Raw genomic sequence first — 19,302 nt, 5'->3', positions numbered from 1 at the left:
CGCCATTTTGTGCTAAACTGAAACCGGCCCCTATGGGCCGGTTTTCGTTTGCGGCCTGAAATGAAGGGAGACAGCGATGAAACCGGTAGTATTGCTGATTGGTCGGCTGCCGAGCGTAATTGGCGACGTGGCGCGGCGGTTGGATCATTTGCCAATCCAATGGCTCGGCGCACATGATCAGGATGACGTCCGGCGGCAGCTGGACGCTGAACCCAGAATTGCTTGTGCGATTATGGGCGCTGGTCTGGACGACAAGATACGCGGAGAAATGGTGGGCATCATCGCTGCACGCAGGCCAGATATATGCATCCATCTCAAGGATCGCTCGTCTGGTCCTGACGGGTTGGTGCCTTTTGTCGAGCGAGTCGTGCAGCATGAAGTTCTGGAAGGAATGGAAAACAGCTGACGCCACGCCACCTTTGACAGGCTTTCATCTCCTTTGCAATTTGTCCGAAGGAGGATGGAATGCCACTCGAAATCTTATTGGTGCTGGTGGTCGGCGGCATTGCCTGCATCACGCTGCTGTTGCACGTGACAGGCAAATCGCGACAGTTCGAGTTATCGCCGGAAACCGCTCGCGCCCAGTGGATCCGACATTTTCCCGATGACGATGTGATCGACGTTACAGTGGCCCATGATGGCCATACGGCGTTGGTGCGCACAGAAACAGGCAACGGCCTTCTGTGGTCCTTTGGCGCAGATACTGTCGGTCGGCACCTGCTGGATTATGATCTGCTGAGTCATCCTGAAGGTTTTGAAATCCAGTTTCACGAGTTTTCTGCGCCCAAGACATTCGTCCGACTGGACGAGTTTGAACGCAGCCATTGGCGCGACCTGATGGAGCCCGCATGACCGACCAAGTGACATTCCCTGACGCCGTTCAGTGGGCGGTACCGTTCTTCATTGCCGCCATTCTGGCGGAATTCCTGTGGATCGCTGTCAAAGGTCGAGGCGGGCGTTATGAAACACGCGATGCGGTGACTTCGCTGATCATGGGGGCCGGTAACATCGCCTCGGGCTTTTTGCTGGGATTCATCGCCTGGGCGTTCTTCATGTGGCTCTGGCAGCTCACCCCACTGAATCTGGGCACTTCTATCCCGGTCATCATCCTGTGTTTCGTGCTGGATGACTTACGTTACTACTGGGTGCACCGGCTGGGCCACCGGGTCCGCTGGGTCTGGGCCAGCCATGTGAACCACCACAGCTCGCAGCATTACAACCTGACCACTGCGCTGCGGCAAACCTGGACCTATACGTTCACCTTCATGATGGTGGTTCGCGCGCCGCTGATCCTGCTTGGCTTTCACCCGGCTATGGTCTTGTTTTGTGGTGGCCTGAACCTGATCTACCAATTCTGGATTCACACCGAGGCCATCGGCAAGATGCCCCGCTGGTTCGAAGCCATTATGAATACGCCAAGCCATCATCGCGCGCATCACGGTCGCAATGCGCGCTACCTTGATTGCAACTACGCGGGCGTATTCATTATTTGGGACAAGATGTTCGGGACCTACGTCCCCGAGCAGGAAGATGACCGCGTGGATTATGGGCTCGTTCACAATATCGGAACTTTTAATCCGCTGCGTGTGGCATTCCATGAATGGGTCGGTATCTGGCGCGACGCAACACAGCCGGGGCTAACCCTGCGCCAGCGGTTGGCCTATTGCTTTGCTCCACCGGGCTACAGCCACGACGGCAGCCGCGACAACTCAGAGCAGATCAAGGCCAAACACATCGTGCGCCACCCCGAAGTTCGCGGAACGCCTGGATTCGAGCAATTCGATGAAATTCCGCCAAATGCGGGGGCAGAAAGGATCTGACGCAAGGCGGTAAGTCGCCTATCAGCTTGAATTAAAAACTCGGTGCTCCATATCGGTACAGTGTTTCGTTAACCGATTGCTGAGGGTCACATGACAAGATTTATGACGATTTCCACCGTCACAGGGCTTTTGGGCCTTGTTCTGGCCATGTTGGCAGCGCTCAACGAAGCCTCGCCCTCGATTTTGGGCTTTGGGTTTTTAATGGTGGCACTTGGTTTGTTCGGAGCACTGCTGGGCGCCGTTTCTTCGTTGGGCCGAGTTTGGCAATCCGCCCGCTGACCTGATGTCGGACAATTTCAACCTACCCTGACACCCATATTTCTGCCGCCTTAACCCTAGATTCACTTGTTTCCCGTGAAATCGTCGCCGGATCTATTTCCAGAACGCTCAGGGGAACGGTGCGCTTATGCGGAAAGACAAATTGGCAGACCTGCCCGAAGGCACGGACAGCCCATTGAATGCAGCGGTAACGGCGCGCGATGCCTCGACTGTCCAGATGGCGACCGAGGCGGTGAAGCACAAGCAATGCAAGCTGGCATTTCAGCCGGTCATGCAGGTTCATCCCCCCCATGACGTCGCTTTTTATGAGGGGTTCATCCGGGTTCTGGACGACACCGGCCGTGTCATTCCCGCACGAGAATTCATGCCGCAGGTCGATACCACGCCGATTGGCCGGGAACTGGACTGCATCGCGTTGGAAATGGGTTTGCGGACACTGATCCGGAACCCGGACATTCGACTATCGATCAACATGTCCGCACGCTCCATCGGTTTTTCCCGCTGGTCTCGTGTGCTGGAACGGTTTCTGAAAAGAGATCCGACGCTTGGTGAAAGACTGATCCTCGAAATCTCGGAGAGTTCAGCCATGCTGGTGCCCGAGTTGGTTATCGATTTCATGGACCGGTTACAGGCGCGCGGCATTGCCTTCGCACTGGATGATTTCGGGGCAAGCAATTTCAGCTTTCGCTATTTTCGAGAGTTCCTGTTTGATGCCGCCAAGATCGACGGCCAGTTCATTCGCGGCATCAGCGGCAACCCCGACAATCAGGCGCTGGTCCGCGCACTGATATCAGTCGCGCGGGAATTTGAGATTCTTGTAACCGCCGAATCGGTCGAAACCCGACTGGATGCCGACTTTCTGGTCGCCAATGGTGTCGACTGCTTACAGGGTTTTCTATTTGGCGCCCCGTCAGTCACGCCACCATGGAAGTCCGGTAACTTATCTAAAACAGGCACTTAACGACTATAAAAGGTTGCAAGACTTCGCCTGTCTATGTGCTGGGACAAGCTGTCCGTTGCTGCATGTGCAGCATTAAGGTAATTCAGTACATGCTGGAGCGGGGGAAACACGAGGCGCTTCTGGACGGGGCGGGTATTTCTCGGCCGTCTGCGCCATTGGATTTCCCTCATGACCTTGACGGTAAAGGATTGACTTTATGACCAACGTAGTAATCGCATCCGCCGCACGTACGGGCGTCGGTAGCTTTAGCGGTTCGTTCGCGAACACCCCTGCACATGATCTGGGCGCTGCCGTCCTGGAAGCAGTTGTTGAACGCGCCGGGATCGACAAAGGCGAGGTAAGCGAAACCATTTTGGGTCAGGTCCTGACCGCTGCTCAGGGTCAGAACCCTGCCCGTCAGGCACATATCAATGCGGGCCTGCCGCAGGAAAGCGCGGCCTGGGGTATCAACCAGGTGTGCGGTTCGGGCTTGCGTGCTGTCGCGTTGGGTGCACAGCATATCCAGCTGGGTGACGCCGACATCGTGGCCGCTGGTGGTCAGGAGAACATGACACTTTCTCCCCACGCCGCCGCTCTGCGCGCCGGTCACAAAATGGGCGACATGAAATACATCGACACGATGATCCGCGACGGTCTGTGGGATGCTTTCAACGGCTACCACATGGGCCAGACTGCCGAAAACGTAGCCGAGAAGTGGCAGATCAGCCGCGACATGCAGGACGAATTTGCCGTTGCCTCGCAAAACAAGGCTGAAGCTGCGCAAAAGGCCGGCAAGTTTGCGGACGAAATCGTTCCCTTCACCATCAAGACCCGCAAGGGCGACATCGTGATGGATAAGGACGAATACATCCGTCACGGCGCGACCATGGAAGCCATGGCAAAACTGCGCCCTGCCTTCGCCAAGGATGGATCCGTGACCGCGGCCAACGCATCCGGTCTGAACGACGGCGCCGCCGCGACCCTGCTGATGTCGGCCGAGAACGCTGAAAAGCGCGGCATCGAGCCATTGGCGCGCATCGCGTCTTACGCAACCGCAGGTCTGGACCCGTCGATCATGGGTGTTGGTCCGATCTACGCCTCGCGCAAGGCGCTGGAGAAAGCCGGCTGGTCGGTTGACGATCTGGACCTCGTTGAAGCCAACGAGGCCTTTGCTGCGCAAGCCTGCGCCGTGAACAAGGACATGGGCTGGAACCCGGAAATCGTGAACGTGAACGGCGGCGCCATCGCCATCGGTCACCCGATCGGCGCTTCGGGTTGCCGGGTTCTGAACACGCTGCTGTTCGAAATGAAGCGCCGCGACGCCAAGAAAGGTCTGGCGACCTTGTGCATCGGTGGCGGCATGGGTGTCGCACTCTGCGTGGAGCGCGATTAAGTGCTTTGACAACCAAATAAAAAGGGCGCTCTTTGGCGCCCTTTTTTGTTACAAACAAACTCTATCTGTTGGATGCGACGATATTGACACCTTGGAAACCGAAATTCATGGCGAAATAATATTGCGCATCCTTACCTCTCAGAGTAACAGCATTACCAAGACGACTAAATTTGGAGGATTCCTAAATGGCACGTACAGCACTCGTAACCGGCGGTTCCCGCGGCATTGGCGCAGCAATTTCCAAGGCGCTAAAGGCCGAAGGATATAACGTTGCCGCCACCTATGCGGGGAATGACGAAGCCGCGGCGAATTTCACCGAAGAGACCGGTATAGCCACATACAAATGGAACGTCGCCGACTATGATGAATCGAAGGCAGGCATCGCGAAAGTTGAGGCCGAAGTTGGCCCGATCGACATCGTCGTCGCCAATGCCGGCATCACCCGCGATGCTCCGTTTCACAAGATGACACCGGAACAGTGGCACCAGGTCATCGACACCAATCTGACCGGCGTGTTCAACACAGTTCATCCCGTCTGGTCCGGTATGCGCGAGCGTAAATTCGGCCGCGTGATTGTCATCAGCTCGATCAATGGTCAGAAGGGTCAGTTTGCTCAGGTGAACTATGCCGCGACCAAGGCAGGCGATCTGGGCATCGTCAAGTCGCTTGCTCAGGAAGGTGCGCGCGCGGGTATCACTGCAAACGCCATTTGCCCGGGCTACATCGCGACTGAGATGGTAATGGCGGTGCCGGAAAAAGTACGCGAGTCTATCATTGGACAGATCCCGGCAGGCCGCCTGGGTGAACCAGAAGAGATCGCGCGCTGCGTCGCGTTCCTGGCTTCAGACGATTCTCAGTTCATCAATGGCTCGACCATTTCGGCCAACGGTGCGCAATTCTTCGTTTGAACAGACAGTCATGCAATGAATACGGGCCGGTCCATCAGGACCGGCCCTTCCTTTATCCCGTAAGAACGCGCGCGCTGCGTTCAGCGGAAACCGAATAACCTGTTCAACAGGGATTTGATTGCCATGCCACGCGCCTCATGCGCGCGCTGAAAGGCGCGGCGGGTTGCTGGATTGGTCGTCATCTCAATCATTGGTGCGGCCCTTTCAGATCAGGTCTATTTGACTTTCTCTCAATATGAGCCCTATTTTCCTACCTGACAAACGAGCTTTCTCAATCCTTCAGTTAAGAATAACTTAATCGGTATGAATGAACGCCTGCCCCCTCTGACCGCTTTACGCGCCTTCGATGCGGCGGCACGCCACTTGTCCTTCGCAAAGGCGGCCGAAGAGCTACATGTCACGCCTGCCGCCCTATCTTTCCAAATCAAATCACTTGAAGAGCATCTTGGGCGACTGCTGTTTCGCCGCCTGAATCGGGCAGTCGAACTGACGGAGGCAGGCCGGACTCTTGCACCCGGCGCCGCGGAAGGGTTCGCAACATTGCAATCCGCCTGGCGCACTGTTCGGAAACAAGGCGACGATACCAGCCTGACAGTAACTGCGGGGCCAGCCCTGACGGCCAAGTGGCTGGCGCCGCGCCTTTACGACTTTGCCCGCGCCCACCCCGAGATTGACCTGAAGTTCTCAGCGACGCTGCGAAACATGGATCTCGAGCGTGATGACGTCGATGTTGCAATCCGGTTTGGCTATGGCCCAGATGAAGGGCTGTATGCGTTGCCCGTGCGCAAGGAATGGCTGACAGCCGTGATGACACCAGAATTGGCCGAGCAATACCCAACGCCCGAGAGTCTGCGCGAGGCGCCCCTGATCCATGACGACTCGATCAATTTCCTCAAACCACCTGCGGATTGGACGACATGGTTCCGTTCAGTAGGGGTGGATTTTGCTCCAACGCACGGAGCACGGTTTTCTCATGCCGATCACGCGATCGACGCTGCTGTAGCAGGTGTGGGCGTCGCCTTGGGGCGTCGCGCGATGATCATCAAAGATTTGACCGAAGGGCGTCTCGTCGCCCCGTTCAAAGCGGCTATCGAAACACGTGGTCGTTTTCGATTTCTGTGCCTGCCCGGATCAGAAAACCGACCACAGATCGCGGCGTTCCGGGACTGGTTTGTAGCCGAGATCGAAAAAACCGCGCACATCTCGGATGCGTTTAGGATAATTCCAGTCGAGGACGTCCTGTCCAAATGACCAGAAACCGTGCCACTTCCATCGGCTTCGTTGCTGTTCTCCTCTGGTCCCTTCTGGCCCTGTTGACGGTTGGATCCGCCCCGACGCCCCCATTGCTGCTAAATGCCATCTGTTTCACACTGGGCGGCTCGCTGGGCCTGATCTGGACGTGGAAAGCAGGTGGTCTGAACCAACTCAGAACTATTCGCTGGCGGGTTTATGTTTTTGGCACCATCGGTCTGTTCGGCTATCACGCGTTGTACTTTTCGGCGCTGCGCATGGCGCCCGCCGCCGAAGCTGGGCTTATCGCATATCTCTGGCCGCTTTTGATTGTGCTGTTCTCAGGATTGTTGCCCGGCGAACACCTGCGCCCCGGTCATCTGATCGGCGCGTGTCTGGGTTTTGCGGGGGCCGCCCTGATCATTACCGGTGGAGGTGGCTCTGGGTTTCAAGCCGGTCACTTGCCGGGATATGCATTGGCCCTTCTTTGTGCGCTGACGTGGTCTGGATATTCCGTTTTGTCCCGGCGGTTGGGCGAAACCCCTACCAGCACGGTCGCTGTTTTCTGCACTCTGACAGCGATCGCATCATGGGCTTTGCATTTCGCGCTGGAAGACACGGTCTGGCCCGGAACACCCCTTGCCTGGGCATCGACCCTTGCCCTCGGACTGGGGCCCGTTGGCCTTGCATTCTACGTATGGGATATCGGAGTGAAACAGGGCGATATTCAGATGCTTGGCACGAACTCGTACGCTGCGCCCCTGTTATCGACAGTGGTGCTTGTCATTGCCGGGATCGCCGCCCCAACCTGGGGCTTGGCGATCGCGGCGGTGTTGATCACATGCGGTGCCTTAATCGCGGCACGCGCCAGCCTGAAGTCTTAGGCCGACAGACGTTCGATCTCTTCTTTCAACTTCAGTTTTTGTTTCTTGAGTTGTGCTATGTGGAGATCGTCGATGCCTGGCGAGCGTTGGGCTTCTTCAACTTCATGGCCGAGAGTTTCGTGTTTCTTCTTCAGCTCCGTCAGATGTGCGCTCACGCTCATGGCGATCCTCCTTCGTTGGTGTGTATATTCCACCTAGGAAGTTGATCACATCGTTTCCACCCTGTCACGCCGCAGATGCACAGATTCTGTCATAAATCCGACAATTTCGGCTGGTCATTGCCTATTGAAACTAAAACCCTGGCAGTGCAGCCCCATTTCGCAACACTGCTGTCAGTTCGGGCGTATAGCTCTCGCCGTCTTGCTCATGCTGATCACCTGCATGCAAAATCAGCGGCGCATGCAAACGAAAAGCCGCCCGGCCGCCCTTGCGCGCCCGCAGGATCACTAACTCGGCGTTTCTCCCATTGCGCGCAGATAACGGGAGCACCTCAAGTGAGCCCAGCCGCCCGGAGCAAGCCGACAGCATGTCTGCAAGCCGATCAGCTTTTTGGATCATATGAAGATATCCGCGCGGCGCCATGCGTTTGGCTGCAACATCGATCCAGTCGGTCAGCGGCGTCTGCTCGCCCAGCGCGACACGGCGCCCGTCGTCCTCAGCGGGGCTATGCGCCCCGGCGCGATAATAAGGCGGGTTGGCAATAACGTGATCAAATTGTCGCTGCCTGAGATCGGACGGCATGGCATTCAGATCGGCCTCGACCACTTCAAGCTGCACACCATTCTCAATGGCGTTGCGACGCGCCAGCTCGGCGTATGACGTTTGAAGTTCAACGCCCGCAAGTTGCAATCCTTCAACGCGCGCGGCGAGGCAAAGAACCGCAGCACCGGCGCCGCAGCCAAGTTCCAGCACGGATTGGCCACCGGTCGCCGGGACCGAAGCAGCAAGCAGAACCGGATCGACCCCCGCTCGGTATCCCGAACGGGGTTGCCAAAGGCGGACACGCCCCCCCAGAAAATCGTTGCAGGTCAGGTCACTGTCGGCAAACCGGCTCATCGGCCCAGTGGAATCTCGTTATCGCGCATCACTCGCTCCGCACGGGTCAGGTCTGCGGCACGGACCATCAGGCGCCGGGGAAAGATTCCAATGCCACCTTCTAGGATGCTCATATTTACGTCCATCTGAAAGCAGTCTATATCCTCGCCCTCAAGAAGAGCGGATGCAAAGGCCAGGATAGTTGGATCGGTGCTGCGCAGAAGTTCTTTCATGGGGATGGATGTAAGGGCAAGGTAAGGCGAAAGTCGAGCCTTGTATCAGGAGTGTGATGAATATCAGCACGATCTCGAAACCGCATGAGCGACTGGCGGAAATTCTCACTGAGGAAATGGCGTCGGTCAACGAACTGATCCGCACCCGCATGGCGTCCGAACATGCGCCTCGTATCCCTGAGGTGACGGCCCATCTGGTCGAGGCAGGTGGCAAGCGTTTGCGGCCGATGCTGACACTGGCTGCGGCACGCCTGTTTGGCTATCAGGGTGATCATCACATTCGCCTGGCCGCTACGGTTGAATTCATCCATACCGCGACCCTGCTGCATGACGATGTGGTGGACGAAAGCGCGCAACGGCGCGGTCGTCCGACAGCAAATCTGCTTTGGGACAACAAATCCAGCGTTCTGGTGGGCGATTATCTGTTTTCACGCAGCTTTCAGTTGATGGTGGAAACAGGCTCGCTGCGGGTCTTGGATATCCTAGCCAATGCCTCGGCGACGATTGCTGAAGGCGAAGTGCTTCAAATGACCGCAGCTACCGATCTGCAGACGGATGAAAGCGTGTACCTGCAGGTTGTACGCGGCAAGACAGCGGCATTGTTCTCGGCCGCGACCGAGGTTGGCGGCGTAATCGCCGGTGCGTCCGAGGCTCAGGTTCAGGCGTTGTTTGCATATGGCGACGCTTTGGGTATCGCTTTTCAGATCGCCGATGACTTGTTGGACTATCAAGGCGACAGCAAAGCAACCGGCAAGAATGTCGGCGACGATTTCCGCGAGCGCAAGCTGACCCTGCCGGTGATCAAGGCCGTGGCACAGGCTACGCCCGAAGAACATGCTTTCTGGCAGCGAACGATCGAGAAAGGTCGCCAGCAAGAAGGTGATCTGGATCACGCCCTGAGCCTGATGAATAAGTACAGCACGCTTGAAGCAACCCGCGTGGATGCGTTGGAGTGGGCCACTAAGGCAAAAGCGATGTTAGAGGTATTGCCGGATCACGAAATCCGCACCCTGCTGCGTGAACTGGCCGATTATGTGGTTTCGCGTCTCAGTTAAGCTGAGTCGCGCGGCACCACCATTCCGGATAGACGGCGCCAATCTCATAAGCAGCAAAGTGCGCCGCTTTCATCGTGGGATACAGCGCAAAACAGGTCGAGCCCGATCCGGACATCCGCGCCATCAAGACGTCACGGGTCGCCTCCAACTCGTCCAGAACCCGCGCGATCTGAGGGGCGATCGTTTTGGCCGCAGCCTCAAGATCATTGCGTTGGCCGTTGAGCCAGCTGGCGCAGGTTTGTGGCGTCTCAAAAACGGGAATTTCTTCAGGCATAATTGGATTATTGCGTGTTTCCAGCGCGTTGAACACTGCGCCTGTGGGCACCTCGACCCCCGGATTGACCAGCAACGCATACAGATCTGGCAGGTCAACCGGTGTGAGCCTGTCTCCAATCCCTTGCATCCGGACGGCCTTGGCAAGCATACAGACGGGAACATCCGCTCCTATCGACAAGGGCAAAGAAGTTGGGATGTCCATCCCCTGATCCCCTAGGGCGCGCAAAGTTGCTGCCGCGTCGGACGAACCACCACCAATGCCGCCGCCATGGGGCAGTCCTTTGTCCAGATCGATTCTACCGGTCCAACCTGCGGCCTGCGCTGCCTGCCAGACCAGATTTCGGTGATCTGTCGGAACGCCGTCGGCAAACTCACCTTTCACATCGATGGCAAGATCCGGACCCGGAGTGAAAGCCAACCGGTCCCCGACATCCGCAAAGACGACCAACGAGTCCAGCAAGTGATAGCCATCCGGGAGCTGTCCGGTCACATGCAGGGTCAGGTTGATCTTGGCGGGCGCAAATGCCTCAGCCTTCATTGGCGACCTTCAGGGGCTCGGCGCCTTCCTCAACCAGCACCGCGTCCAGTCCAACCTCGATCTTGCGGCGGATACGCTCCGGGTCGGCCTCGCCATCAGTGTCATCGGGGTCGATAAAGGACAGGGCCCGTTTCCACTGGAATTCAGCCTCGCGCGCACGGCCGACGGCCCAATAAACGTCGCCCAAATGGTCATTTACAACTGGATCGACCGGCATCAACTCTACAGCGCGCTCCATGTGGTCCACCGCTTCGTCATAGCGCCCCAGGCGGAACAGAACCCAGCCGAGGCTGTCCACGATATACCCGCTGTCCGGGCGTGCCGCGACCGCGCGTTCGATCATTTCCAGCGCCTCGTCCAACTTTTCACGCCGTTCGACAAGGGAATAGCCAAGATAGTTCAGCACCTGAGGCTGATCCGGGTTTAGCTCCAGTGCGCGGCGAAAATCGGTCTCGGCCTTCTCCCAGTTCTTGAGACGTTCATGAGAGATGCCCCGTGCGTAATGCAGAAACCAGTTGTTGCCTGCATCTTCTTCAGTGAGTGAAATGGCAGTGTCATAGGCCGTGACGGCTGCGGCATAGTCCTCTTGCTGGCGCAGCAAATCAGCAAGCGCCACATGTACACCAGGAAGGTCAGGTTGCTGAATGGCAAGGTTTTGCAAGACCTCAACCGCGGCGTCGGTTTTACCCGAACGGCGAAGTACTTCGGCGCGCCCTAATTCAGCGGCGTGATGATCAATGCTGTCCGGGGGGACCATGCGATAGGCCTCGACCGCCAGATCAAACTGGTTCAACCCCTCCAGCAGTTCGGCGCTAAGCAGAATTGAGTCGATGTGATCGGCGCGAAGAAAATTGGCAATACGCGTGTATAACAGCACATAATCTGGTGCTGCCTCGGTGTTCAGGGCTGCACCGACCGAAAAATAGACTTCGGCCATACCGTCCTGCGCTGAACGGACATGAGTAAAGGATAAAACTTCACCAGCCTGCAGCCGGGCGACATAGTCTTCTATGAAGGGATCACTTCCGACAGCAAAAACTTCGTCCAGAAATTGCACCGCGTCTTCGTTGCGATCGAGTTGCGATAACACCTCGGTCCGTGCCAGAGCTGCCCGGCGTGAAAAGCGGGACACAGCGCCCTCATTCGCCGCAAACACAGCCTCGGCACCTTCGAAATCGCCAACCGATGCCAGCGCCATCGCCTTGTGGTACAACGCAAAGTCCCGCAAGCCTTCCTGCGTGGCGACGGAATCGAATTGCTCCATTGCACGGGACACTGCCCCCTGACCCATATGAGCCCATGCCACCATCAGGCCGTCAACCAGCGGCCCCACGCCCTGCGTTTCCGGATCGCGGGCCAAAAACTCATCCAGTTTGTTTTCGACGATCAGGTTTGCCGAACTGGTCATACGCGCCGCCTGACTCGGTAAGCCGCGTTCTTCGATCGCCTGCGCGATCGACAAGGCTCCGGTGACATCGCCCAGGGCAAGACGCGCAAGCAGCACGCTTTCCTGCAACTTGTCATTTTCCGGATCGTATCTGAGGGCCTTGGCATAGTACCGGGCCGCGGCGCTGTAATCGCTTTCGTAGATGGCCTGACGCCCGGCCAAATATGCCCCCGCGCCAGTATCCGCAAATGCAGACACTGCTACGGTCGAGGTGAGAAACGCGGCCAATGCCGCCCGGCGAACCCGAGAAAACACCAAAATCCTGCCTTGTTGTCGTTGACTGCCTGTCAAGCTAGGGCCTTGGCATGCAAGTGGCAATGGCAGAGCCTTCACGACCCTGCCAGTGCCCCTGTTTTTGCTTACATGTTGGGATAGTTCGGCCCGTCACCGCCCTGCGGTGTGGTCCAGGTGATGTTCTGGCTGGGATCCTTGATGTCACACGTCTTGCAGTGAACACAGTTCTGGAAATTGATGACGAATCGCGGCTCACCTTCATCCTCAACCATCTCGTAGACGCCAGCCGGGCAGTAGCGCTGCGCTGGTTCGTCGAACCTTGGCAAGTTGACCTTTACCGGAATTTCCGGATCGGTCAGCTTTAAATGACAGGGCTGGCTTTCCTCGTGATTGGTCATCGCAAATGAGACGTTGGTCAGGCGGTCGAAGGACAGAGTGCCGTCTGGTTTGGGATAGTCGATCGGCTGGTGCTTGCTGGCCTCTTCGGTCGACTCGGCGTCGTTCTTGCCATGGCCAAGGGTACCGAAGAACGAAAAGCCCAGCGTGTTGGTCCACATGTCTAGACCGCCCAGCGCCAGCGACGGGATCAGGCCCCATTTCGACCACATCGGCTTGACATTGCGGACCTTTTTCAGATCGCTGCCGATGGCGCCTTCGCGGACATTGGTTTCGTAGGCGGTCAGTTCGTCGCCCGAACGCTCGGCCTTGATGGCGTCAAACGCCGCTTCGGCCGCTGCTTTGCCCGACAGCATCGCGTTGTGGTTGCCTTTGATGCGCGGCACGTTGACCATGCCCGCCGAACAACCCAGCAGCGCCACGCCCGGTGCGACCAGCTTAGGCATCGACTGATAGCCGCCTTCGGTAATAGCACGTGCGCCGTAAGCCACGCGTTTTCCACCTTTCAGCAACTCGGCCACCATCGGGTGGTGCTTGAAACGCTGGAACTCCATGTAGGGGTACAAGTGCGGGTTCTTGTAGTTCAGGTGAACCACGAACCCGACATAGACCTGATTGTTTTCAAGGTGATAGATGAACGATCCGCCACCCGCGTTACTGCCCAGCGGCCAGCCCATGGTGTGAGTGACGGTGCCCTCTTTGTGCTTGGCCGGGTCGATCTCCCAGATCTCTTTCATGCCGACGCCGTATTTCTGCACCTCTTTACCGGCAGACAGGTCGTATTTGGCGATGACTTCCTTGGACAGTGAACCGCGGACACCTTCCGACAGGAAGACATACTTGCCGTGCAGTTCCATCCCCGGTTCGGTTTGCGGACCGTAGGAGCCATCGGGTTCCAGGCCGAACACCCCGGCGACGACACCCTTGACCTCGCCGTTCTCACCGTAGACCAGTTCGGAACAGGCCATGCCGGGGAAGATTTCGACACCTAACTCTTCGGCCTGCTCAGCCATCCAGCGGCAGACATTGCCCATCGAGACGATGTAATTGCCGTGGTTGTTCATCAGCGGCGGCATCGGGAAATTGGGAATGCGCAGCTTGCCCGCCTCACCCAACATATAGAAATTGTCCTCGTTCACCGGCACGTTGAGCGGTGCGCCTTTTTCCTTCCAGTCCGGGATCAGCGCGTCCAGACCACAAGGGTCCAGCACCGCGCCGGACAGGATATGTGCACCAACCTCTGAGCCCTTTTCCAGAACGACAACGTTCAGATCGGAATCCAGTTGTTTCAGACGGATGGCAGCCGACAGACCTGCAGGGCCTGCGCCTACGATCACCACGTCGTATTCCATCGCTTCGCGTTCAATCTCGGCCATCGCGGGCTCCTTGGCTATCTTTCAGAATTGGCGCTTTTCACGCGCGGTCGGCGCAATATTGTTTCACGGCTGATTACATGCTGAGCAAGACCTTGGTCAATCGAAACACGGCGTAAAACTGTCGCAATACGGCAGTTCACTGGTCCGGTCGGTCCCCCATCAGGTACCTGGGACCGCTACCATTGGATTTCGCCCGGTCATCTGGGTTGTAAAGCGCACATTTCGGCAGGCTGAGACACCCACATCCGATGCAGCCATCAAGGTTGTCACGCAACCGGGTTAAAGTATCGATTCGTTCATCCAGACGGGCGCGCAGGCGGACGCTGATCTCTTTCCAATCCTGCGGCGTCGGGGTGCGGTTTCCCGGCAGGTCTTTCAGGACCTCGCGGATCTCTGGCAAGGTCAGACCGAATTGCTGAGCGATCATCACGAAACTCAGGCGCCGGATGTCGGCGCGCTGATACCGCCGCTGCCCCCCGGGGTTGCGCCAGGGAGCAATCAGACCTTGCGCTTCGTAATATCGGATCGCCGAGACAGCCAACCCGGTGCGACGGGCCAGCGCGCCAATTGGCAACCCATCTGATGCTGGCATTGCGAACTCTCCCAAAAAATATCTTGACCTAAAGTTAGGTTTAGAAATTACGGTGAGTCGAGACAAGCCATAAATCGCGAAGGAGATCCCATGATGGCAACGCTTGAACATACCAATTTCACCGTGCGCGACCCCAAGGCCTCGGCAGCCTGGATGCAGGATGTTTTTGGATGGAAAACCCGCTGGGAAGGCCCTGCCATCGCCGGAGGTTACACTGTCCATGTGGGCAGCGCGCACACCTATCTGGCGCTTTACACCCCTGACGACCCCAAACCGGCCAGCGAAAGCAGCTATGACGTGGTCGGCGGGCTGAACCATGTTGGCGTTCTTGTTGAAGACATTGATGCGACCGAGTCGCGTGTTTTGGCAGCAGGGTTCAAACCGCACAACCACGCCGATTACGAACCCGGCAAAAGGTTTTACTTCCGTGACGACAACGGCATTGAATTCGAGGTGGTTCAGTATGATTGAAATGCTCTGGCACGCCACCCCGTCCAACCGTAGGTGTAGCGGCCCGCGAGACGGTCCGTTCAAACGCTGAAACCCGCGCCGCCTTAAACGGCGTAATGTCGCGAATTCACAGGTAAGTCGCGTCTGAGCCCTTGCAATTCACGCCTCATTTGGGTCAGGTATTTGCCAACCCATCAATTCGCCCCGACGCTTGTCCCATGCGGCGGGGCGCATCAATTTATGCGTGGACGACAAGAAAATGGAAAAGATTCCAATGACGCCTTCGGGCAATGCCGCGCTCGAGGCGGAACTGAAGAACCTGAAGTCCGTCGAACGCCCGGCGATTATCGAAGCAATCGCAACGGCCCGCGAGCTTGGCGACTTAAAAGAAAACGCCGAATACCACTCGGCCCGTGAAAAGCAGGGCTTTATCGAAGGCCGGATCAAAGAGCTGGAAGGTATCCTGTCCCTGGCCGATGTGATTGACCCGGCCAAATTGGCAGGTGCTGTCAAGTTTGGCGCAAAGGTCACCTTGGTCGACGAAGATACTGACGAAGAAAAGACCTGGCAGATCGTCGGCGAATACGAAGCCAATATCGAAAACGGCCTGCTGAACATCAAATCGCCCATCGCCCGCGCGCTGATCGGCAAGGACGAGGGTGACAGTGTCGAAGTACGCACGCCCGGAGGTGTGCGGTCTTATGAAATTCTGAGTGTCGAGTACGCCTGACCGGAGCGTTTATCATGTCGGAGCCAAAGCCAGATCAAGAAGCCGAGCGTCCGACGCCCTTGGGCATCTATGACCGCCCAGGGCACCCTGCGGTCACTGGCATCGAGATTGCGGCTGTCGTGCTCAGCGTGATCTGGCTGGTGGTGTCGGTCGTGTTTCTAGTATTGCCCGGTCAACAGCAAGGCGGAGGGTTCATCGTCACCTTGCTGGCGGTTTTCATGCCGGTAGCAATGATCTGGGTTGCGGCCATGGCCATGCGTGCCAGCCGGATCATGCGAGAAGAAAGCGCCCGACTGCAGACCGCCATCGACGCAATCCGCAACGCCTATGTTAATCAACAGCAACGCGCCACCAGTACCTATGAACCGGCAGTTGGCCGGAAGCTGGACGAAATCGCCGCAACAGTGAAAAAGACCGAAAGCGCGCAAGCCACGTTTTCGCACCACAGGGCTGAACCCCTTCGCGCCAATGCACCGGACCCCACAAAAGGCGATCAGACTTCGCTTGAACTTGGAACTCCCGCCGAAGAGATTGCACCGCCGCTGCCGACCGAGGTGTTTATCCGCGCCCTGAACTTCCCGGAAACGCAGGAAGATGCGGAAGGCTTCACAGCCTTGCGGCTGGCACTCAAAGATCGAAAGGCAGCGCAAATTGTGCAGGCGTCGCAAGATGTTCTGACCCTGCTCAGCCAGGAGGGCATCTATATGGACGACCTGCGCCCTGACATGGCCCGGCCCGAGGTCTGGCGCCAGTTCGCGCAGGGCGAGCGTGGACGTGCGGTTGCCGCATTGGGTGGTATCCGCGACCGCTCATCACTTGCGCTGACAGCGGCGCGGATGAAACAGGATCCGATCTTTCGCGATGCGGCCCATCATTTCCTTCGCCGTTTCGACCACATGATCGTGGACTTCGAGCCCGAGGCCAGTGACGCCGACCTGACCGCTTTGGGAGAAACCCGCACCGCACGCGCCTTCATGCTGGTAGGGCGAGTTGCCGGTACCTTCGACTAATTACAGACCAAAGCTGCCGTAAGGAATGAAACGCACCGGGTCACCGGGCCTGATATGACGTTCACCATCTTCTATCTCAACCAGACCTTCGGCCCAGCTAAGGCCACTGATCCGACCAGACCCTTCTGACCGAAACACCTCGACCCGCCCGTCGCGCACACGCGCGCGCAAGTATTCGCGCCGACCTGGTTTCTTGCGCTTCTCGAATGCGGCAGGCAGATCAAACCCTTGCGGATCCTGCCAGCCTACACCCGCCATCAACCCCAAAGCCGGGCGAGCAAAAATCAAGGTGCAGACCATCGCCGCAACCGGATTACCCGGCAATCCAAAAACCGGAACCCCTTGCCACATACCCAGCGCCAAGGGGCGTCCGGGTTTCAGCGCAATGCGCCACTGCTGCATCGCTCCAGCCTCGCGCAGAAGGGCTGAAACATGGTCCTCGTCCCCCGCTGACGCGCCGCCACTGGTCAGGATCACATCTGCCAGCGCTGCGGCCTCATCCAATCGCGTGCCGAGCGCTTCGCGGTCATCTGCCACACGCCCCATATCAACGGGTTGAAAACCCATCCTTTCGAGCAATGACAATAACATGGGTCGATTGGCGTCGAAAATCTGGCCCAGCTCCGCGGCCTCGCCCGCCTCGATAAGTTCGTCACCTGTCGACAGAACTGCCACGCGAAGCGGGACCCGAACCGAAACTTCGACAACACCCACCGCCGTCAACAAGGCCAGATCGGCCGGTGTCAGCTTGCGTCCGGCAAGCAATGCCGGGTCGCCTTTCGTTACATCTTCGCCGGCGCGCCGGGTGTTTGCACCCTGCTTCAAAGGCCCCCGAAATGCGATGTGGCCATCCTGAGCGGTCACGTCTTCCTCAAGAATGACTGTATCCACCCCACTCGGCAGGGCCGCACCGGTCAAAACCCGCAGCGCCTGCCCTGCGGGAACAATTCCATCAAAGGGCAGACCCGCTGCCGCGCGGCCTTGCGCCAATGGCATCACGTGTGCCCCCTCGGGCACAGCCCCTGCGAACCCGTAGCCGTCCACAGCCGTGTTAGGTTGTGGTGGGTTGGATCGTTGCGCCAGGACGCCTTCGGCCAGAACTCGGCCCAAAGCCTTAGCTATCGGCATCGTCTTGGCCCCGGTCACAGGCCGCAACCTGTCGCGCAACAGGGCCAGCGCGTCATCAACCGGCGTCCATTCCACCCCGGCGGGCAGTGCGAAACAGTCATTTCTAAGCGGAGGCGGTGCGATGTTCGGCTTATTCTGCGGCTGTTTCACTGTCGTGCCCCCCCTGCAATCCGACTTCACGCAAAATGAAGTCGGCAATGCCCACAGTATCGTTCAGACCAAACACGGGCCGATCCAGTTCCAGCGGAGTATCGCTGGCCACAGCACGGATGCTATCATTTCCCGTCGCGATCAACGGATTACCCGGTTCGGATCGGTAGGCCTCGACCTTGGGATGAGGCTCCCGCTTGTACCCCTCGATCAACACCAGATCGACCGGCGACAAACGGGCGAGAAGCGCGCTCAGTTTCGGCTCCTCCGCCCCGCGCAATTCCTGCATCAACGCTACGCGATGGGCAGAAGCCAGAAGAACCTCGGACGCACCTGCGGTTCTGTGGCGATAACTGTCACGACCGGGCTGGTCCACATCGAAAGCGTGATGCGCATGCTTGATCGTCGAAACTTCAAAGCCGCGGCCGGTGATCTCTGCCACCAAACGTTCCATCAGGCCGGTCTTGCCCGCATTTTTCCAGCCAGTGACGCCGTAGACTTTCATACCTGCTCCAGCATTTTTTGCGCCTGTTCCAAATCTTCGGGAGTATTGACGTTGAAGAAGGGATCAAAGGGGTCAGCCGGAAACAAAGCCTCGCGCCCGCCGTGCTGATCGGTCCAAAGAACAACCTTGCGAAGCCCGTCCTGCAATGCCGCCCTCAGGTCGTTGCGCAATGCGACCGGCCAGAGCCCGAAAGTCGGGTGCCGGTTAACCCGCTTACTCCCGCCTGATTTCAGCGCCTCATCTCCGGTACGCGGAGTTGTCGCCAGAACCAGCGGCTGTGCCTGTCCTTCGGCAGCCTGAACCAGCCGATCGACCAAATCGCGCGGGAAGAACGGTGTATCAGCAGCGGCGGTCACGATGCTATCGGCCCCCTGCTCCGCCGCCCAGTCGAGTCCGGCCAGTACGCCGGCCAACGGTCCAACAAATCCCTCGATCGTATCTGGCAGAATGGGCAACCCCAGATCTTCAAACCGTGTCGGGTCACCGTTGGCGTTGAGAGCCACGCCGCGCACCTGCGGGTTCAGCCGGTCGATCACATGGTTCAGCAGAGGCCGCCCCCCCAGATGCAACAGCCCCTTGTCGCCCCCGCCCATCCGCGTGGCCAGCCCGCCTGCGAGTATCACGCCCAAAGGGTATTTCATTTTTGTTCCTTACCACTTCCGAAGACCAGAGCGCACATTTTCAACGTTCTAA

General features: G+C 58.0%; 23 protein-coding genes. 13 read left to right on the top strand and 10 right to left on the bottom strand.

Annotation, left to right across the window (positions count from 1 at the left end):
* Positions 1-76 precede the first annotated feature (76 nt).
* From AC2TCY_RS16025 to yddG, 9 genes are all read left to right on the top strand, one after another.
* The gene (locus tag AC2TCY_RS16025; RefSeq protein WP_480848839.1) at positions 77-406 is read left to right on the top strand and encodes a hypothetical protein; all 330 of its coding nucleotides are present in this window, start codon (positions 77-79) and stop codon (positions 404-406) included.
* A gap of 59 nt (positions 407-465) precedes the next feature.
* Positions 466-852, top strand: a complete 387-nt coding sequence (locus AC2TCY_RS16020) for a hypothetical protein (RefSeq protein WP_480848837.1) — start codon at positions 466-468, stop codon at positions 850-852.
* A complete protein-coding gene (locus tag AC2TCY_RS16015; RefSeq protein WP_480848836.1) occupies positions 849-1,820 on the top strand; it encodes a sterol desaturase family protein in 972 nt (323 codons plus the stop codon). Before AC2TCY_RS16020 ends, AC2TCY_RS16015 begins: the two co-directional genes overlap by 4 nt.
* Positions 1,821-1,910: 90 nt before the next feature.
* Positions 1,911-2,099: a hypothetical protein gene (locus AC2TCY_RS16010; RefSeq protein ID WP_480848834.1), complete on the top strand. Its 189-nt coding sequence runs from the start codon at positions 1,911-1,913 to the stop codon at positions 2,097-2,099.
* Between the two features lie 127 nt (positions 2,100-2,226).
* On the top strand, positions 2,227-3,060 hold the full coding sequence (locus tag AC2TCY_RS16005) for an EAL domain-containing protein (RefSeq protein ID WP_480848832.1): 834 nt from the start codon (positions 2,227-2,229) through the stop codon (positions 3,058-3,060).
* Positions 3,061-3,256: 196 nt separating this feature from the next.
* Positions 3,257-4,432, top strand: a complete 1,176-nt coding sequence (locus tag AC2TCY_RS16000; protein ID WP_480848831.1) for an acetyl-CoA C-acetyltransferase — start codon at positions 3,257-3,259, stop codon at positions 4,430-4,432.
* Positions 4,433-4,617: 185 nt separating this feature from the next.
* Positions 4,618-5,340: an acetoacetyl-CoA reductase gene (phbB, locus tag AC2TCY_RS15995; protein ID WP_480848829.1), complete on the top strand. Its 723-nt coding sequence runs from the start codon at positions 4,618-4,620 to the stop codon at positions 5,338-5,340.
* 303 nt (positions 5,341-5,643) lie between these two features.
* A complete protein-coding gene (locus AC2TCY_RS15990; RefSeq protein WP_480848828.1) occupies positions 5,644-6,591 on the top strand; it encodes a transcriptional regulator GcvA in 948 nt (315 codons plus the stop codon).
* A complete protein-coding gene (yddG, locus tag AC2TCY_RS15985) occupies positions 6,588-7,454 on the top strand; it encodes an aromatic amino acid exporter YddG (RefSeq protein ID WP_480848827.1) in 867 nt (288 codons plus the stop codon). Before AC2TCY_RS15990 ends, yddG begins: the two co-directional genes overlap by 4 nt.
* Here yddG and AC2TCY_RS15980 read toward each other — a convergent pair.
* The 3 genes from AC2TCY_RS15980 to AC2TCY_RS15970 all read right to left on the bottom strand — a co-directional run bounded on the left by AC2TCY_RS15980 (position 7,451) and on the right by AC2TCY_RS15970 (position 8,722).
* The gene (locus tag AC2TCY_RS15980; RefSeq protein WP_480848826.1) at positions 7,451-7,615 is read right to left on the bottom strand and encodes a YdcH family protein; all 165 of its coding nucleotides are present in this window, start codon (positions 7,613-7,615) and stop codon (positions 7,451-7,453) included. The genes yddG and AC2TCY_RS15980 overlap by 4 nt on opposite strands.
* 130 nt (positions 7,616-7,745) lie before the next feature.
* Positions 7,746-8,510 (bottom strand): tRNA1(Val) (adenine(37)-N6)-methyltransferase, encoded by a 765-nt coding sequence (locus AC2TCY_RS15975; protein ID WP_480848825.1) that lies wholly within the window; start codon positions 8,508-8,510, stop codon positions 7,746-7,748.
* Positions 8,507-8,722, bottom strand: coding sequence for a putative signal transducing protein (locus AC2TCY_RS15970; RefSeq protein ID WP_480848824.1), 216 nt, complete (start codon positions 8,720-8,722; stop codon positions 8,507-8,509). Before AC2TCY_RS15970 ends, AC2TCY_RS15975 begins: the two co-directional genes overlap by 4 nt.
* A 56-nt stretch (positions 8,723-8,778) precedes the next feature.
* Between AC2TCY_RS15970 and AC2TCY_RS15965 the strand changes: the two genes are divergently transcribed.
* The gene (locus AC2TCY_RS15965; RefSeq protein ID WP_480848822.1) at positions 8,779-9,777 is read left to right on the top strand and encodes a polyprenyl synthetase family protein; all 999 of its coding nucleotides are present in this window, start codon (positions 8,779-8,781) and stop codon (positions 9,775-9,777) included.
* On the opposite strand, the gene AC2TCY_RS15960 is transcribed toward AC2TCY_RS15965, so the two are convergent.
* The 4 genes from AC2TCY_RS15960 to soxR form a co-directional block, all read right to left on the bottom strand.
* Positions 9,770-10,591 carry a 4-(cytidine 5'-diphospho)-2-C-methyl-D-erythritol kinase gene (locus AC2TCY_RS15960; protein WP_480848821.1) on the bottom strand — a complete coding sequence of 274 codons (822 nt, stop codon included), beginning with the start codon at positions 10,589-10,591 and terminating at the stop codon, positions 9,770-9,772. The two genes, AC2TCY_RS15965 and AC2TCY_RS15960, sit on opposite strands and share 8 nt — an antisense overlap.
* Positions 10,581-12,296 carry a tetratricopeptide repeat protein gene (locus tag AC2TCY_RS15955; RefSeq protein ID WP_480848820.1) on the bottom strand — a complete coding sequence of 572 codons (1,716 nt, stop codon included), beginning with the start codon at positions 12,294-12,296 and terminating at the stop codon, positions 10,581-10,583. Before AC2TCY_RS15955 ends, AC2TCY_RS15960 begins: the two co-directional genes overlap by 11 nt.
* A gap of 101 nt (positions 12,297-12,397) precedes the next feature.
* The gene (locus tag AC2TCY_RS15950) at positions 12,398-14,044 is read right to left on the bottom strand and encodes an electron transfer flavoprotein-ubiquinone oxidoreductase (RefSeq protein ID WP_480848818.1); all 1,647 of its coding nucleotides are present in this window, start codon (positions 14,042-14,044) and stop codon (positions 12,398-12,400) included.
* Between the two features lie 136 nt (positions 14,045-14,180).
* Positions 14,181-14,636, bottom strand: coding sequence for a redox-sensitive transcriptional activator SoxR (gene soxR / locus AC2TCY_RS15945; RefSeq protein WP_480848816.1), 456 nt, complete (start codon positions 14,634-14,636; stop codon positions 14,181-14,183).
* A gap of 90 nt (positions 14,637-14,726) precedes the next feature.
* Here soxR and AC2TCY_RS15940 point away from each other — a divergent pair, with 90 nt between their 5' ends.
* From AC2TCY_RS15940 to AC2TCY_RS15930, 3 genes are all read left to right on the top strand, one after another.
* Complete coding sequence (locus AC2TCY_RS15940; RefSeq protein ID WP_480848815.1) at positions 14,727-15,107, top strand: VOC family protein; 381 nt, start codon at positions 14,727-14,729, stop codon at positions 15,105-15,107.
* Positions 15,108-15,345: 238 nt separating this feature from the next.
* Positions 15,346-15,816: a transcription elongation factor GreA gene (greA, locus tag AC2TCY_RS15935; protein ID WP_480848814.1), complete on the top strand. Its 471-nt coding sequence runs from the start codon at positions 15,346-15,348 to the stop codon at positions 15,814-15,816.
* A gap of 14 nt (positions 15,817-15,830) precedes the next feature.
* A complete protein-coding gene (locus tag AC2TCY_RS15930) occupies positions 15,831-16,826 on the top strand; it encodes a hypothetical protein (protein ID WP_480848813.1) in 996 nt (331 codons plus the stop codon).
* Here AC2TCY_RS15930 and AC2TCY_RS15925 read toward each other — a convergent pair whose 3' ends face one another.
* From AC2TCY_RS15925 to mobA, 3 genes are read right to left on the bottom strand one after another with little or no spacing between them, the layout of a single operon-like run.
* Positions 16,827-18,104 carry a molybdopterin-binding protein gene (locus tag AC2TCY_RS15925; RefSeq protein ID WP_480848811.1) on the bottom strand — a complete coding sequence of 426 codons (1,278 nt, stop codon included), beginning with the start codon at positions 18,102-18,104 and terminating at the stop codon, positions 16,827-16,829.
* On the bottom strand, positions 18,085-18,609 hold the full coding sequence (gene mobB, locus AC2TCY_RS15920) for a molybdopterin-guanine dinucleotide biosynthesis protein B (RefSeq protein ID WP_480848809.1): 525 nt from the start codon (positions 18,607-18,609) through the stop codon (positions 18,085-18,087). The genes AC2TCY_RS15925 and mobB overlap by 20 nt, the downstream gene beginning before the upstream one ends.
* Positions 18,606-19,250 carry a molybdenum cofactor guanylyltransferase MobA gene (mobA, locus tag AC2TCY_RS15915; protein ID WP_480848808.1) on the bottom strand — a complete coding sequence of 215 codons (645 nt, stop codon included), beginning with the start codon at positions 19,248-19,250 and terminating at the stop codon, positions 18,606-18,608. The genes mobB and mobA overlap by 4 nt, the downstream gene beginning before the upstream one ends.
* Between the last annotated feature and the right edge of the window lie 52 nt (positions 19,251-19,302).

The sequence above is a fragment of the Ruegeria sp. HKCCD7181 genome, assembly GCF_057221055.1.
The sequence above is the reverse complement of the archived record's forward strand: the minus strand, read 5'-3'. Positions and strand labels throughout refer to the sequence as shown.